The 16,374-nt window shown below is 56.8% G+C and carries 13 protein-coding genes; 9 read left to right on the forward strand and 4 right to left on the reverse strand.

Features of this window, described 5'->3' with window-relative positions; all coding sequences use genetic code 11:
• The first annotated feature begins 134 nt into the window (after positions 1-134).
• The 7 genes from RBB44_RS01670 (at position 135) to fdhF (ending at position 9,743) form a co-directional block, all read left to right on the forward strand.
• The gene (locus tag RBB44_RS01670; RefSeq protein WP_306148144.1) at positions 135-1,517 is read left to right on the forward strand and encodes a murein hydrolase activator EnvC; all 1,383 of its coding nucleotides are present in this window, start codon (positions 135-137) and stop codon (positions 1,515-1,517) included.
• Positions 1,514-2,845 (forward strand): S41 family peptidase, encoded by a 1,332-nt coding sequence (locus RBB44_RS01675; RefSeq protein WP_306148145.1) that lies wholly within the window; start codon positions 1,514-1,516, stop codon positions 2,843-2,845. The genes RBB44_RS01670 and RBB44_RS01675 overlap by 4 nt, the downstream gene beginning before the upstream one ends.
• 104 nt (positions 2,846-2,949) lie before the next feature.
• Positions 2,950-4,101 carry a divergent polysaccharide deacetylase family protein gene (locus tag RBB44_RS01680; RefSeq protein ID WP_306148146.1) on the forward strand — a complete coding sequence of 384 codons (1,152 nt, stop codon included), beginning with the start codon at positions 2,950-2,952 and terminating at the stop codon, positions 4,099-4,101.
• 56 nt (positions 4,102-4,157) lie between these two features.
• Complete coding sequence (locus RBB44_RS01685; protein ID WP_306148147.1) at positions 4,158-4,688, forward strand: RNA pyrophosphohydrolase; 531 nt, start codon at positions 4,158-4,160, stop codon at positions 4,686-4,688.
• Between the two features lie 136 nt (positions 4,689-4,824).
• Positions 4,825-6,495, forward strand: coding sequence for an NAD(P)H-dependent oxidoreductase subunit E (locus RBB44_RS01690; RefSeq protein WP_306148148.1), 1,671 nt, complete (start codon positions 4,825-4,827; stop codon positions 6,493-6,495).
• Positions 6,496-6,499: 4 nt separating this feature from the next.
• On the forward strand, positions 6,500-6,979 hold the full coding sequence (locus tag RBB44_RS01695) for a GNAT family N-acetyltransferase (protein WP_306148149.1): 480 nt from the start codon (positions 6,500-6,502) through the stop codon (positions 6,977-6,979).
• Entirely contained in the window at positions 6,972-9,743 is a 2,772-nt protein-coding gene (gene fdhF, locus RBB44_RS01700; RefSeq protein WP_306148150.1) for a formate dehydrogenase subunit alpha, read from the forward strand. Before RBB44_RS01695 ends, fdhF begins: the two co-directional genes overlap by 8 nt.
• A gap of 69 nt (positions 9,744-9,812) precedes the next feature.
• On the opposite strand, the gene RBB44_RS01705 is transcribed toward fdhF, so the two are convergent.
• The 3 genes from RBB44_RS01705 to RBB44_RS01715 all read right to left on the reverse strand — a co-directional run bounded on the left by RBB44_RS01705 (position 9,813) and on the right by RBB44_RS01715 (position 13,958).
• Positions 9,813-11,924: a hypothetical protein gene (locus RBB44_RS01705; RefSeq protein ID WP_306148151.1), complete on the reverse strand. Its 2,112-nt coding sequence runs from the start codon at positions 11,922-11,924 to the stop codon at positions 9,813-9,815.
• A 183-nt stretch (positions 11,925-12,107) separates the two neighbouring features.
• The gene (queG, locus tag RBB44_RS01710) at positions 12,108-13,247 is read right to left on the reverse strand and encodes a tRNA epoxyqueuosine(34) reductase QueG (protein WP_306148152.1); all 1,140 of its coding nucleotides are present in this window, start codon (positions 13,245-13,247) and stop codon (positions 12,108-12,110) included.
• Between the two features lie 18 nt (positions 13,248-13,265).
• Positions 13,266-13,958, reverse strand: a complete 693-nt coding sequence (locus RBB44_RS01715) for a glutathione S-transferase family protein (RefSeq protein WP_306148153.1) — start codon at positions 13,956-13,958, stop codon at positions 13,266-13,268.
• A 191-nt stretch (positions 13,959-14,149) separates the two neighbouring features.
• On the opposite strand from RBB44_RS01715, the gene RBB44_RS01720 reads away from it, so the two are divergent.
• Positions 14,150-14,956, forward strand: coding sequence for an undecaprenyl-diphosphate phosphatase (locus tag RBB44_RS01720; protein ID WP_209172272.1), 807 nt, complete (start codon positions 14,150-14,152; stop codon positions 14,954-14,956).
• On the opposite strand, the gene RBB44_RS01725 is transcribed toward RBB44_RS01720, so the two are convergent.
• On the reverse strand, positions 14,948-15,973 hold the full coding sequence (locus RBB44_RS01725; protein WP_306148154.1) for a YafY family protein: 1,026 nt from the start codon (positions 15,971-15,973) through the stop codon (positions 14,948-14,950). The two genes, RBB44_RS01720 and RBB44_RS01725, sit on opposite strands and share 9 nt — an antisense overlap.
• Positions 15,974-16,121: 148 nt before the next feature.
• On the opposite strand from RBB44_RS01725, the gene RBB44_RS01730 reads away from it, so the two are divergent.
• The gene (locus tag RBB44_RS01730; RefSeq protein ID WP_306148155.1) at positions 16,122-16,358 is read left to right on the forward strand and encodes a DUF1127 domain-containing protein; all 237 of its coding nucleotides are present in this window, start codon (positions 16,122-16,124) and stop codon (positions 16,356-16,358) included.
• The last annotated feature ends 16 nt before the right edge of the window (positions 16,359-16,374 follow it).

A 16,374-nucleotide genomic window follows, 5' to 3' on the forward strand; every position in this document is an offset into this window, starting at 1 on the left:
TTCTGCCGATAGTGCTCATAATGCTGCGAACGGTGGATAAGGGCGTGGTGTTAACGGTTTGGCCACTACGGTAAACACTTCGTTAACGCCATGCCGGTATCGCAGTTCGTATGGCGTATTGGAGATCGCGCAACTTGAGATCAGATCCGGGCAGGGGAATTAGAAAACGGCGGTGGAAGAAAGCTGGTCATTCGGCACTTCTCAGCGGCCTTTTTGCCTGTGCGTTTCTGTGGCCAGTGCCAGGGTACGTCACCGAGACGGTAGATCCGTCCGAGGTTGCGGTCAGCTCACCGGAAATTGAAGCTGCGATTGAGAAAAAGGCGAAGCGCGAACAGGAGCTCGCCGCGCTTACGTCAGACATCACTGTCTCGTCGGATCGGCAAGCGGCGATTGCCCGAGAAATCCAGTCCCTTGACCGGGACCGCGACACCCTCAATGCAAAGATCATCAACACGGCAGACACAATTCGCGGTCTTGAAACAGAGCTGACGGACACTGAACGTCGGTTGCGCAGTCTTGGCGAGAATGAAGACGCTGTTCGCTTGTCCTTGATCGCGCGCCGCGATGTCCTAGCTGAAGTGTTGGCGGCGCTTCAACGTATTGGCCGCCGGCCGCCACCAGCATTGGCAGTTCGCCCAAGTGACGCTCTTTCGGCGGTTCGCAGCGCGATTCTTTTAAATGCGGTCATGCCGGAACTGCGGGTGGAAACGGAGGCCTTGGCCGCTGATTTGGAGGAGCTTCAGCGCTTGAAGACAGTCATCGCAAATGAGGAACGCCGGCTTCGCGGTGATGCCATGCGATTGGCTGAGGAAAAGTCACGGCTGGAACTTCTCTTAAGCGCCAAAAGGCTGGAACATACTGAAACGGTCCGTAGCCTTGAGGATGAAAAGCGCCGTGCAGCAGAATTGGCGGCAAGGGCAGGTTCGCTCAAGGAATTGATTGCAGACTTGGAATCTGAGATCGAAAGCGCCCGGGAAGCCGCTGAGAAATCCCGGCAGGCTGCTTTGGATCAAAACCGGACGCCGCGAGATAACGATCCGTTTTCGGATCCTGGCCGCTTAGCGCCTGCGATTGCTTTTGAGGACGCCAGAGGACGGCTTCCTCAACCCGTATCCGGCACTGTGCTGAAGGATTACGGTCAAAAAGATGAGTTTGGCGGTGTGACGGAAGGCCAGTCGATCGCCACACGCCCCGGATCGAATGTCACATCGCCAGCAGATGGATGGGTGGTGTATTCTGGCCCTTTCAGGTCTTATGGCCAGCTCTTGATCCTGAACACGGGTGACGGCTACCATGTGCTCCTGGCCGGAATGGACCGGATCGATGCGGAGCTCGGACAATTTGTTTTGGCCGGCGAACCGGTCGGTGTAATGGGCGCGACCCAATGGGCAAGCGCATCAACATTCGGTATGGGCTCGACCCAGCCGATATTATATGTTGAATTTCGGAAGGACGGCCGTGCGGTCGATCCCACACCATGGTGGGCACGCACAGAAGAAGAAAAGGCTCGCGGATGATACGGAAAGCTTCCTTGCTGCTGGCAGGTGCCCTTTTGGGGGCCGCGGCTGTGACAACCTTGTCCCAAATGCCATTCCATGTGTCAGGAGCAGCAAATGCTGCGGCAACTGATACATACCGGCAGCTGAACCTATTTGGGGACGTGTTTGAACGGGTCCGCTCGGATTATGTTGAAGTTCCCGATGATGCACAGCTGATTGAAAGCGCCATCAATGGCATGCTGACATCGCTGGATCCGCACTCCAGTTACATGTCACCCAAAAGCTTCCGCGATATGCAGGTGCAGACCCGCGGTGAGTTCGGCGGTCTGGGTATCGAAGTGACCATGGAAGACGGTTTGGTGAAGGTCGTTTCGCCGATCGACGAAACACCTGCGGCCAAGGCCGGTGTATTGGCGGGTGACTTGATCACTTATATTGACGGCGAACAGGTTCAGGGTCTGACCCTCAACGAAGCTGTTGAAAGAATGCGTGGTCCGGTCAACACGGATATCGTGGTAACCATCCGCCGCGAAGGTCAGACACAGCCGCTCGATATCACGATCACCCGCGACATCATCCGCATCCGGTCCGTCCGCTGGCGGGAAGAGGATGATGTTGGCTATGTTCGTGTAACCCAGTTCAACGAGCAGACCTTCGATGGTTTGAAAAAAGGGCTTGAGGAAACCGCCAAAAACATTGGCGAAGACAAGCTCAAGGGTTTCGTGATTGATCTGCGGAACAATCCGGGCGGCCTTTTGGACCAGGCAATTGCTGTGTCCGACGCGTTTCTTGATCGTGGTGAAATCGTGTCCACTAGAGGCCGGGAAGCAGATGAAACCCAGCGCTACAACGCGCGCGCCGGTGACCTCACAGACGGCAAACCTGTCATCGTACTGGTCAATGGCGGCTCCGCGTCAGCGTCTGAAATTGTTGCAGGTGCCTTGCAAGACCACCGCCGGGCAACAATCCTCGGAACACGCTCGTTCGGGAAAGGCTCCGTTCAGACGATCATTCCGCTGGGTGCCAATGGTGCAATCCGCTTGACCACGGCGCGCTACTACACGCCATCAGGAAATTCTATCCAGGCCAAAGGTATTGTCCCGGACATCGAAGCCCTTCAGGAACTTCCGGAGGAGCTTGTTGGCCGTGTTGAAACACGGGGTGAAGCAGGTCTTCGCGGCCACCTTGAAGCCGAGGGTGAAGAACAGTCCGGAAGCCAGGCTTACATCCCGCCGGATCCGGAAGACGACACCCAGTTGAACCTGGCGCTTGATCTTCTGCGCGGCGTTCAGGTGAACAGCGCGTTCCCACCGATTGCTGATACAGCGTCGGTTCCGAAAAACTAATACTCCAAGGTGCGCCGGCCACGGCGCACCTTCTCCACTCGTTCTGCGTATCCAAAAAACAATGATCATGCCGGCGCGTTGCCGGCGTAAAGGCACTGGACGATATGTCGAGCGAAGATCTCACAGCTCCCTTAGGAATGGGAAAGCGGCGGCTTGTCAGGCTGCCGTTTGGCCTCATTGGTGCAGGATTGATAAGTGTCGTTTTTACAACGGCGCTTATTTGGATTCTGGTGGTTGACGACCCTTATGGCGGGGAACCGTTTGCCGTCTTGCCGCTTGATGAGGTTGTCGAAGGGATTACCTCCCAGGACATTGAGGTTGTCGAGATCCGTCCGACCGTGGGCGATGATCTCGGCCCAAATCTCCGTCAGCAGTCCAGCGGAGACTATCTTGGCCCGCGTTATGAAATGATCATCCGTCCCGATGGATTGGGGCCCGACGCGCCGGTGACAGGATTGGCTATCAATCCGGATACACGCGTGAGCGAACGCTCCGACTATGGTTTCTTGCCGATGGTCAGCGACGCTGGTGTCCGACCGCTGGATGCCTACGCGCGGCCAATCGTGACGCAGTTCACTTCTATTCCGAAGATCGCAGTCATTGTGACTGGTCTCGGGCTGAGTGAGGCGGGGACGCAAAATGCGATCGACAGTCTTCCGGCGGATGTGACTTTTGCGCTGGCGCCTTATGGTTCCGATTTGGACCTCTGGATGCAGCAAGCCCGGATGAAAGGGCACGAGTTGCTTCTCCAGCTGCCTTTGGAACCATTCGATTTTCCGGACAATGATCCCGGCCCGCACACGCTTCTTGTCAGCCTGCAGCCCACGGAGCTGTTGGACCGGCTGGCGTTTTTGCTCACTCGGGCAACCAACTATGTCGGTGTGATTGGCGAAATGGGAGCTCGATTTTCATCGACCCGCCCGTCCATGCAGTACCTTCTGGAAAAGCTTGAATCCCGAGGTCTCATGTTTGTCGACAACGGCACAACCTCGCGCAGCATTGCTGATGAGGTCGCCGGTGAACTCAGAATGCCCTTCAGCGGTGTTGATGTTGTGCTTGATGAAGTGCCGAGGGAAAGCAATATCGATGCAAAACTTCTGCAGCTTGAGAGCGTTGCCCGTGCACGCGGATATGCCGTGGCTGCCGGGTCTGCGCTGCCCGTCACCGTCCGGCAGTTGCAGGAATGGGTGCAGGATCTCGAGCAACGCGGCTTGCAGCTGGTTCCAGTCAGTGCAACCATCGACCGCGACGAATAATATACGCGGCAGCGTCGCATCCACGGTTTTCTTTTGCGTATTGAGTGAGGTTTCTGGTGACAAAACTGGATCTTGGACCGGGTTATCCTGAAAGCGTGGATGGCCTGCCCTACCGCCCTTGTGTCGGGATCATGCTGATCAATCGTGACGGAAAAGTCTGGGTCGGCAGCAGGTCACCGGAGGCCAACAAAAATGGCTACCAGTACAAGTGGCAGATGCCCCAAGGTGGGATCGATGCCGGTGAAACGCCGGAAAAGGCCGCCAGGCGGGAACTCTATGAAGAAACATCCATTCAGTCGGTGACGCTGTTGGAAGAAGCGCCGGAGTGGTTCGCCTATGACTACCCGGACGAGATTGCCCGTTCGAGCCGGAAGGGCAAGTACCGGGGGCAGGCCCAACGCTGGCTTGCCTATCGCTTTGAAGGATCCGATGACGAGATCAATATCTTGACCCCGCCTGATGGTCATTCAGCCGAATTTGAGAAATGGCGCTGGGAAGATGTATCCCGGCTGCCGGAATTGATCGTCCCCTTCAAACGCCCGGTTTACGAGAAGGTTGTCGCCGCCTTTTCGCATCTGACGATATAACCCAGAGCTTAGGTTTCGTCGGGTCTGTTGTTCCAAAGCGTCAGCTTTGGGATCGCGCTTGTCGTTTTTCAAACAGACAGCCCTGAGATCGCTGGATAACATCCGGCCAACGAAATCATTCTGGGAGTAAACGCCAATGTCTTTCGGCAAGGGGCTTTCACGCAAGCCGTCCCAGCCAAAAGGGCGTCAATTGGAGGATGCGGCACTTACAGAAGTGCAGGCGCTGCTCGGAGACGAGCCGCACCGCCGCGATCTGTTGATTGAATATCTGCACAAAATCCAAGATGCATATGGGTGTCTGGAGGCGCGGCATCTGCGTGCGCTGGCAGAGGAGATGCGTCTTTCTCAGGCTGAAGTCTATGAAGTCGCGAGCTTCTACCACCACTTCGATATTGTCCGCGAAGGCGAGGCAAAACCGGCACCGGTGACTGTCCGTGTGTGCGACAGCATTACGTGTTCGCTCAAAGGCGCGGAAGCCTTGGCGGCGGCTCTGGAAAGTGGTGTGGACCCGAGCAAAGTCCGGATACAGAAAGTGCCCTGCATAGGCCGGTGCGCAGCTGCCCCGGCCGCTCAAGTGGGCAAGCGGGCGGTCGATCATGCAAACGAGATGTCTGTCCGCTCTCTGCTGTTTGAAGGAACAGTTACGCCGGAGATCCCGCAATACACCGGCTTTGAGGCCTATCGTACATCAGGCGGTTACAAGGTCCTGGAGCGTGTCAGATCTGGCGAACTGACCGCTGAATCCGTGGCAGATCTTGTACTGGCCGCCGGTCTGCGCGGCCTTGGCGGTGCTGGTTTTCCGACCGGCACCAAGTGGAAGATTGTCCACGATCTTCCGGGGCCGAAATACCTGACGATCAATGGCGACGAAGGCGAACCGGGCACGTTCAAGGACCGGTATCACCTGGAGAGCGATCCGCACCGGCTCCTGGAAGGTGCTCTTGTTGCTGCCCATGCGATTTCCGCTGATCGGATCTATCTCTACATGCGGGACGAGTACCCTGCCGTTCTGGAGATTTTGAACACGGAAATCGAGACGCTGCGGTCCGCCGGGATCATCACAACGATCGATATCGAGATTCGCCGGGGAGCTGGCGCGTACATTTGCGGCGAAGAAAGCGCAATGATCGAGTCGATCGAAGGCAAGCGTGGTTTGCCCCGTCATCGCCCGCCGTTCATTGCCCAGGTCGGTTTGTTTGGCCGTCCGACCCTCAACCACAATATCGAGACGCTTTTCTGGATCCGCGACATTGTCGAAAAAGGGCCGGAGTGGTTTGCCGAACAAGGGCGCCGGGGGCACAAGGGTTTCCGGTCTTTCTCGGTATCTGGCCGTGTCAGGGAGCCGGGTGTGAAACTGGCTCCGGCCGGGATCACCATGAACGAACTGCTTGAAGAGTATTGCGGTGGTATGGAAGACGGCCACAGCTTCAAGGGCTATCTGCCGGGTGGTGCATCCGGTGGCATCCTGCCGGCTTCGCTCGCAGATGAACCGCTTGATTTCGGCACGCTCGACAAACACGGCTGCTTCATTGGCAGCCACGCGATTGTTGTCTTTTCCGATCAGGATGTCATGCGCGATGCGGCGCTCAACTTGATGCGGTTCTTCAAGCATGAAAGCTGTGGTCAGTGCACACCATGCAGGTCTGGCACTGAAAAAATGGAAAAGTTGCTCGCTGAGGGCGACTGGGATCAGGACAAGATTGCTGATCTGGACGAAGTCATGCGTTCAGCGTCCATTTGTGGTCTTGGACAAGCCGCCAGCAACCCGGTGGCGTCCGTGCTAAAATTCTTCTCTGAGGAGCTTTAGCCGCATGAAAATCCGTCCTGTTGTTGCTGATGATCTTGAACTGTACGCCGACCTAATTGCCCAGATGGAGCGCCACTATGGGGCGGACAGTGATTTGGCAGTCGTGACTGAACGGTTGGCAAAGCGTCATCAAGAATACTCTGACCTTGTGTTTCTGATTGCCGAAGAACACGAGGAACTATTGGGGCATGCCACGATGTCGCCGCTGTTTCCAGCGGGCGGGACGAATCCAGCCTATTTCGTCAAGGATATATTTGTGACGGAGGCCGCGCGCGGACGGGGGCTTGGGCAGGCACTTCTGCGTGCCTGTGCGGTTGAGGCCCGCAATCGGGGCGCCCCGCGTCTCGACCTGACGGTGGATGCCAACAATCCGGATGCGGCTCGGCTATATGAGCGCCTCGGCGCGGTGGATACAAAAAAGCGTTATTTGCGGTGGGACGGCGCAAGCCTCGACTCGCTTGCAGGAGACACTCAGAATGACTGAGCAGATTACTTTTTCTCTCGACGGGAAAACCGTAACGGCCGAAGACGGCGAAACCATCTGGCAAGTCGCCAAACGAGAAGGCGTTGCCATTCCGCATCTCTGCCACAAGGATGCGCCGGGATACCGGTCTGATGGAAACTGCCGGGCCTGTATGGTCGATATTGAGGGCGAGCGCACGCTGGCGGCTTCTTGTATTCGCACACCGGCTGAAGGCATGGTTGTCCAGACTGCGACGGAACGAGCCTCCAAGGCGCGCGAGATGGTGTTCGAGCTTCTTGCCTCTGACCAGCCGAGCCGCGATCATCACCCGGACCCGGAGAGCGATTTCTTCAAGTGGTCCGATGCGATTGGTGTCACCTCCAGCCGTTTTGCACCGTGCGAGAAGCCGGCCCAAGATGTGTCGCATCCCGCAATTGCCGTGAATCTCGACGCTTGTATCGCCTGTAATTTGTGCGAACGAGCCTGTCGGGAAGTCCAGGTGAACGACGTCATCGGCATGGCGGATCGCGGGTCCCATACGGCTCCGGTCTTTGACCTTGCCGACCCCATGGGCCTGTCCACCTGTGTGGCCTGCGGCGAGTGCGTTTCGGCTTGTCCGACCGGCGCGCTGATGGAAAAGAGCCTGCTCGACGCAGACGCGAGATCCCGGGAAGTCTACGCGGATGAAACTATCGACAGTGTGTGCCCGTTCTGCGGTGTCGGTTGTCTGACATCTGTTTCGGTCAAAGACGGAAAGGTCGTGAGCGTTGAAGGCCGCGATGGCCCGGCCAACGAAAACCGGTTGTGCGTCAAAGGCCGCTTCGGTTTTGACTATGTATCAAGCCCTGAGCGACTGACTAAACCGCTGATCCGCCGAGACGATGCGCCGAAGGATGCCGGCATCTCGCTAACCCTCGACAACTATCTCGAGGTCTTCCGCGAAGCGACCTGGGACGAGGCGCTGGATCGGGCGGCAAATGGCCTGAAAGCGACGTTTGAGACCAAGGGCGGTGCGGGCATCGCCGGGTTCGGGTCTGCAAAGGGCTCCAACGAAGAAGCCTATCTTTTCCAGAAGTTCATTCGTCAGGGATTTCAGACGAACAATGTCGACCACTGCACACGGCTTTGTCATGCCTCGTCGGTTGCAGCGTTGATGGAAGGCATCGGCTCCGGGGCCGTCACTGCACCGTTCAACGCGGCGGAGGATGCTGATTGCATGATCGTGATCGGCGCCCGGCCCGAACAGAACCACCCGGTTGCTGCGACCTATATCAAGCAGGCGGCAAAGAACGGCACCAAGCTGATCGTCATGGATCCGCGCGGCCAGGGCTTGATGCGCCACGCCGATTACGGGCTCAAGTTCAAGCCCGGGACGGACGTTGCCATGCTCAACGCCATCCTGAACGTCATCGTGAGTGAAAAGCTCTATGATGAGCAGTATATCGCCGCGCATGTGGACGGTTTCGAAGCTCTGAAGGAAAAGATCCAGGACTTCACCCCGGAAGCCATGGAAACGGTTTGCGGCATTGATGCCGGCACCTTGCGCGACGTTGCGCGTCTTTACGCGACCAGCCCGCGCTCGATCATTTACTGGGGCATGGGTGTTTCCCAGCACGTTCATGGCACCGACAATGTCCGCTGCCTCATCGCCATGGCGCTGACGACCGGCCAGATCGGCCGTCCGGGCACTGGCCTCCACCCGCTGCGTGGCCAGAACAACGTGCAAGGCGCGTCCGATGCGGGTCTTATCCCGATGGTGTTTCCGGACTACCGGTCCGTCGAAAACGTCGACATCCGGGCGGAATATGAAGATGCCTGGGGCCGTACACTGGACCCGGTTCGCGGTCTGACCGTCGTCGAGATCATGGACGACATCCTGGCCGGCGGCATTGAGGCCATGTACATCCAGGGCGAAAACCCGGCTATGTCCGATCCGGATCAGAACCATGCACGGAAGGCCCTTTCCAGCCTGAAGCATCTGGTGGTTCAGGACATCTTTTTGACCGAAACCGCCTGGCATGCGGATGTGATCCTGCCCGCCTCCGCACATGCGGAGAAGCTTGGAACCTACACCAACACCAACCGCCAGGTTCAAATCGGCCGGCCTTGTGTCCCGATGCCGGGCGAAGCGCGCGCAGATTGGGAGCTGATTATTGCAATCGCCAACCGGCTGGGGCTCGATTGGTCCTATGACGGCGTGCCGGCGATCTACGAGGAAATGCGCTCCCACATGGCGTCCATCCAGAATATCTCCTGGGAGCGTCTGGAGCGCGATGGCACGGTGACCTATCCGGCAGACAGCCCGGACAAGCCCGGCAACGAGATCCTGTTCGGTCAGTCGTTCCCGACAGCTGATGGCCGTGGCAAGATCGTGCCAACGGACCTGGTCCCGCCGGATGAAACGCCGGATGAGGACTTCCCGATGGTCCTGACCACCGGACGGATGCTGGAGCATTGGCATACCGGTGCGATGACCCGCCGGGCGGCAGTTCTGGATGCGATCGAACCGGAACCGGTTGTTTCGATGAACCCGCGCGACATCAAGCTCCATGGCCTGGAGATTGGTCAGCAGGTGACTGTGGAAACACGCCGGGGGGCGATCACGCTGACACTTCGAGCGGACCGTGACGTGTCGACTGGGATGATGTTCGTGCCCTTCTGTTTTTATGAGGCGCCGGCGAACTTCCTCACAAATCCGCAGCTCGATCCGTTCGGCAAGATCCCGGAGTTCAAGTTCTGCGCGGCCCGGATTTCAACCGCCGAACACCAGGAAGCTGCGGAATAGATCTCCCGATCATTAGACAAAAAGGGCGGCCCGGCGGCCGCCCTTTTCGTTTCTGCGTTTCCCGAAGTCTTAGTTAGCCTTGACCTGAATGTTCAAGAGATCCGGCAGGGTTTGAGGCGCCGCCAAGCTGCCGACAATTTGCGCCAGCGGGACAGGTGCTTGCGGCTTGAGGCTCAAAGTGATCTCGCCTGGATTTTCGAGAAACTTTGAAACCGCTGATCGAACCATCTCGGTGAAAGCAGCATTTTGGATTGGCGCCGTCATTTCGGCTGCCTGTTCCGTCAGAGCTTCGCGGAACACATTGACCGGTATGTTTTGGTCATTGGCGATGTGAGCGAGACCGTTCTCGGTAACGCCATCGTCGACAAACCGGATGCGGGCATCGATGAACTGGGCAACGATCAATGCCATCTGACCTTGGCCTTCGGGATCTTCAAAAAGCTCTATCGGAACATTGCCGAACCGCGCGGAAGCCTCCGCCCGTCCAACCCCTTCCATTTCGAACGTAAGCCGTTCGAGGTTGAGTTCCTTTGTGGCTTCGTCCCAATAAAGACGCGTTTCATCAGACCAGATGATCTCGGAGATCCCAAGCGCTTCCAAAAATGCTTCCACTTCCGGATCGCCCAAAGCCTTCGCAGGGATCTGAATGCCGTCGTTTTTGGCATAATAGCTTGTAGGGATGGGCGGCACCGTTGAAGACATCCGCATCTCAGCACGGTTCACACTGGTCACACCAGCATCCGGCACGGCGACCTTAAGCCCCTCCAATTCATACGAAATGGACCGCGGCATGAAGGCCCGAAGGACGTCCAAAGGGTTCTCCTCGCCATAATCGGGATTGTCGACCAACGTTGCGATCATGCTTTCCATCGGAGCGAAGTCGGCGAATTCAATATCGCCAAGTGCGGCCCATTCCAGAGACATGGCTGCACCCTCGGGCAGGTCTGGGGCGGCAACACCGACAAGCATCATTTCCCCGATGCCATCAGAACTGACATTTGTCAGTGCGGCCTCCTTGATGGTTACCTTCGCAGGTGTATCCACGCCTGCTTGCTCAATGCTGACGTCAATTCCGGAAACACGCGCGTCTGCGATCGCAAAGGAGCGGTAGATCTGGAAAACATTGGTGATGATGTCGACAGGCTCCGGCAATTCTCCGGCAATCATCTTGTCCATCAGATCGAGGAAATCATTTTCGCATTTTACGAAGGTCAGATCATCCATCGAGCTCCGGTCGATCTTGAAGGCAATCGTCGTCCCGTCGCCCAGATCCTGCCGAGTGGAATAATCAACCGCAGAAGCCGTCCTGATAACTGTTACTCGATCACCGGTCTCCGGAACATCCGGATCGAGCAGCGCAATCAGCGCGTTTGCATCCATGTCCTCGTAGACAGTCTTTCCCTGGGACGTCGTTTGGGTGAGTGTCTGCCCGCTGGTCTCATCACGGGTTTCGAGGGTCTGGGTCATCTTGTCGAGCGAATAACGTGCGATCTTTCCGTCGACCGCCCCGGCCATGAGATACCCGTCCAGCTGAACGGTTCCAGACATGACTTGGGCTTCGTTGCCGTCTTCGTCTGCATATGCTTCCAGCGTCATGGCTGTCGTATCGACCCGAACCTCATCATAGGAAGCTTGCAGGAAGGTTTTGAAAAACGGCAACCATCGGCTGGCTTGTTTATCCGGATCTTCGGCAGGTAGAGCGGGTATGGCGAAGCTGTAGTTTTCAGCTTTTGCTCCGGCCAGACGTGCGTCAGCCAAAAAACGGCCTTCACCGTCAATGGCGGCTGATATGCTGAGGCTTGTGTCGTCCGAGTATGACCATCGGTCTGCGGAAAAGACGTTATTGTCTTCGCTCAAACCTTCAATTGTCACCGTGCCCGATGATAGGGACAGGTCGTAGGAAAGGTTCGTGTTTTCGGAGGCGTCTGCGTCAGCGTCATCACCGTCAAATCCCTCGGCAGGAAGATCTGTAATAACGCCTTTGAAACCGAGACTGGCGCCCGAGATCGTGAGTGTATCTGTGGTGCCGTCATAGTTGATCGCACCGTCCTCAACTGTAAACCCAAGTTCCCTTAGGCCGGCAACATAAGCGTTATAAGCTTCGAGCCCGGTCGTTTGCGCGCTGGCTATTCCAGGAGTAATTGCAAGAGCAAAACCGACCGAAAGCACGGTCGTTCTCATGGGCGCCAGGTAGGCGGGGCGGGGGCATTTGGACAGAGGGATGGAAAAATACAACATCTTGGCTCCGGTATCCGGGATAGAGGTCTGGCATATCCGAGGAAAAACACCTCTTGCCGTGATGACCTTTCAATAAACTATAGACCATTCTCACGAGAAGATGGCCCAAAGCTGGCGATCACTTTTTTATCCTTGCTTCTGCCACTCGCTGCGGACTTCAGCGCTGGTTTCGGATGCCAGCGCGGAATGGCTCTTTTGTTTGAACATGTCAGTTGGAACAAGTTGGCGCCAGGCCCAGACCGCTGTGCCACGCACGGTTTCATCCGGATCATCCAGTAGCTGCTCAACAGAGTGTACGAGATCCGGTTTTCCGGAATTCCCGGCTGCAATCAGAACATTGCGCAGGAACCGGTTTCGGCCAATCCGTTTGATCGGAGATCCGGAAAAGAGTTTCCGGAACGTTGGGTCGTCCAATTTCAACAAGTCGGCGAGCCGGGGAGACTTCAAATCCTCCCGGGCCACCAGTTTTGCCTCGCTTGCCGCTTGAGCGAATTTGTTCCAGGGACAGGCCGCCAGGCAATCGTCACAACCATAAATCCTGTTGCCGATGGGTTTTCGAAATTCATCTGGAATGGGACCGGCATGCTCGATGGTGAGATAGGATATGCAGCGCCGCGCATCCAGCTGGTAAGGCGCCGGGAAGGCATCTGTCGGACAAGCATCAAGGCAGGCCTTGCAGGACCCGCAGTGATCGGTCTCCGCGCCGCTTTCCGGCAATTGAAGTGTCGTAAAGATAGAGCCGAGGAAGAACCAGGATCCGAGCTCCCGGGAAACCAGGTTGGTGTGTTTGCCCTGCCAGCCAAGCCCGGCCGCCTGACCCAAAGGTTTTTCCATGACGGGCGCTGTATCGACGAACACCTTCACATCTCCGCCCGCACGCGAGATCAGAAAGCTGGCAAGTTCCTTAAGGCGCCCTTTGATGATGTCATGGTAATCGCGGTGCCGGGCATAAACCGAGATGCCGCCAGCGCCCTTGTCACTCAAATGGGCCAGCGGATGGTTCTCCGGGGCATCGTCAGGGCCATAGTTCATGGCCAGCATGATGACGGAATTCACCTCTGACCAAAGCGCTTTCGGCGCCGCTCTGCGTTCGGCAGTTTCGACCATCCAGCTCATCGAGCCATGATAGTTTTTTTCAAGAAACGTATTCAGCCGGTCTCTTGCGTCCGGAATACTGTCCGCGGCTGCAATGTTTAAGGCATCAAAGCCGAGTGCGGTTGCCTTTGCTTGGAGAGCTGCAACAAGTTTTTGCGTCTTGGTGTCCAAGGCGTGCCCCAACGGTGCTCAAAAATCGAGATCCGCATAGGTCGATGCGGGTGGCATTCCCAGAACCTTTTCTCCCAGAAGAGGCCGCATGCTGGGGCGGGATTTTACCCGCGCATACCAGTTCTTGATATCCTCTTCGTTGTTCCATTTCACCTCGCCGAGATAGTCAGCGCAAGACAGTGATGCAGCCAGCGCAAAATCTGCAAAAGAGAGACGGTCACCAGCAAGCCAGCGGCGGGATGCGACGAGGTAGCCAAAGTATTTCAGATGATGGTCGATGTTGGCCCGGGCGACGCGTAAAGCTGCAGAATCCGGCTCGCCCCCACCGGCGGATTTCGGCATGATCTGTTTGTAAATCCGCTCCCGCACCAGATGACCGATCACTTCGACGTCAAATTTTGCCAGTGCCCAATCCACCAGTCTGCGGGTTTCCGCACGTGCATCGGGATGATCGGGCATCAGCCTGCGATCGCCGATCGCATATCCGCGGGTCTCATCAAGGTACTCCATGATCGGACCAGGGCCACAAATTGCCGGACCTTCATTCTCGACCATCACCGGAATTGTGCCTGCAGCGTTCAGGATGAGCAATTCCTGAGGCCGTTCCCACGGGTTGATATGCCGCTCCTCGAAAGCCGCACCATACTCGCTCAAGATCAGGCGAATAAACCGGGAGGAAGGTGAAAACGGGTGGTGATAAAGGGTCAGCATGAAAGCGTATAGAGCCTGAACTGTGGCAAGACTATGCCCGATGGCAGTGGCAGACGAGAAGTTTGCCTCAGAACTGGTTATCAAGGGTTTGACGGAGGTCTCCGGGTCCGGCAAATAGGCGGTCGGAATTCGTCGCGACAGTTAGCGGATCACCCCGCCTGTCATCAAGGCTTTTGGAGACCTGATACACAATGGATGGCCAAACAATTGTAAATGCTCTCATTTTGGGAGTGGTTGAGGGGCTAACCGAGTTCATTCCGGTCTCCTCAACAGGGCATTTGCTCCTCATTGGTCATTTTCTGGGGTTTGAGAGCACCGGCAAAACGTTTGAGGTGTTGATCCAGCTTGGAGCAATTCTGGCGATTCTGTCCGTTTATTCGGCACGGCTGTGGCAACTTGCGACGTCCTTACCCAGTGATGCGGCCAGCCGAAGGTTTGTGTTCGGCATCCTGATTGCCTTTCTTCCGGCTGCCATCATCGGGGTCATGGCGCATGGCTTCATCAAAGAGGTGCTGTTTGAAACTCCAGCACTCGTCTGCACGACATTGTTGGTTGGCGGTATCATTTTGTTGTGGATCGACCGCCTCGAGCTTTCACCGAAATACACCAACGTGATGGACTATCCGCTGTCTCTTTGCCTGAAGATCGGGTTCTGCCAGTGCTTGGCCATGGTCCCTGGTGTCTCCCGGTCCGGCGCAACCATCGCCGGATCGCTGTTGATGGGCACGGACAAGCGGTCTGCAGCCGAGTTTTCCTTCTTTCTCGCCATGCCGACCATGGCGGGGGCCTTTGCCTATGATCTTTATAAAAACCGGAATGTGATTTCGACGGACGATGTCGTCCTGATCAGTATTGGATTTGTCGCCTCCTTCATCGCGGGTTTCTTTGTTGTCAAAGGGCTCCTCGATTTCGTCTCCCGTCATGGCTTTGCGCCTTTTGCCTGGTGGCGCATTTTTGTGGGCCTTGCCGGTTTTGCCGGTCTTTATTTCCTAGGCTGATTTTTCAAGTCGGGGTGAGCCGTGCGCGTTTGCAAGCGCCGCATACTCCGATGCGATTTCCTCGCGCAGGTGAGCGGGTTCCAACAGTTCAGCTCCGGGTCCCAACCAACGGACAAGTGGCAGGATGCGTCCCGGGTCGACGCTCGGGATGCTGATCAGGATCTCACCGTTGGCAATTGGTGTGAAAACCGCGTGGCGGTAATACCAGTCTGCACTCAACCTTTTGGCCTGCCTTGCGGTCAAACGGACCTTGCTGATCTTGTCTTCCTGTTCCCAGCGCCGCATTGCATGTGACAACCACGCGCCACCCAAGAGGGACTGGATCGAAAAGTCTTGTGGCGGGCGGAACCGGAAACCGCTAATCTCGAGATCATGAACACGGTCTGCGCGGTAAACTTTCAAGGTGTCCGTGTCGACGCACCGGCCGGCAAGATACCAAAGATCCCGGTCAAACATGACACCTTGCGGCTCGACATCATGGGACTTGCGGGTTTGCCGCGACGGATTGACGTGATCGAACCGCACCCGTCTTGCCTCCAGGATGCCCGTCATGAACCCGTCGAGCGCGCTTTGCCATGCGTCGGTTGCTTCGGCTTTTGTGCCGGAGTGAAAGATATCGGGCGGGATCGGTTCGATCCCGACAATCCGTTCGGCATCCTTAAGCAGTCCGTGGACCGCCTTTGGAAGTGTCGCCAGAAGTTTTTGTTCCGCCGAGGAGAGATCGTTTGCCAGCGGAACGGTTCTGCTTGACCGGACGAGGGCCATGGCCGTGAGAAGGGCGGCGGTCTCGTTCCGGGTAAGCGCGACAGGTGGCTGCAAATATCCCTTGGCCAGCCGGTAACCGCCTTCAGCCCCGCGTTCTGCATCGATCGGCACACCGAGGGCGATCAGTCTGTCGATATCCCGGTAGACTGTTCTCAAGGAGACGTGAAACCGGTCTGCCAGAACAGTTGCCGGGACGAGTTTGCCGCCGGTCAACAGCAGCAAAATGCCGAGTGCGCGTTCAATCGGGTTCATGAAACAGGGCTCTTCAGAGTTGTAGCGAAAAAAATCATATCCTGAGAACAGAACAAGATCAAACCTGACTCCCTGCTGTCAGGATTGTTCTGCCAGGATGGTTTCATCCCCGGACAAGACGGGGTGACAATGATCCCGGAGAAGAGAGATGAGCCTTGAGATTGATACCGTTTTCCGCCGCCGTGCCCATAACCGCAGTCTGCTCCTCACTGCCATTCGTACTTTGGCCGCAGGCGTTCAATTGTATCTGCGCCGCAGGTTAACTGAGCGGGCTCTTGCACGTTTGAGCAATCAGGAACTGGATGACATCGGTCTTGTGCGAACGAATCGCGGATACCGCGAGCTGCACCATGACCGCCTCGGCGCGAGCTATTGGAATGACTGAAGAAACAAGAAGTCCG

The organism is Roseibium sp. MMSF_3247 (genome assembly GCF_030733765.1).
Classification (GTDB): Bacteria; Pseudomonadota; Alphaproteobacteria; order Rhizobiales; family Stappiaceae; genus Roseibium.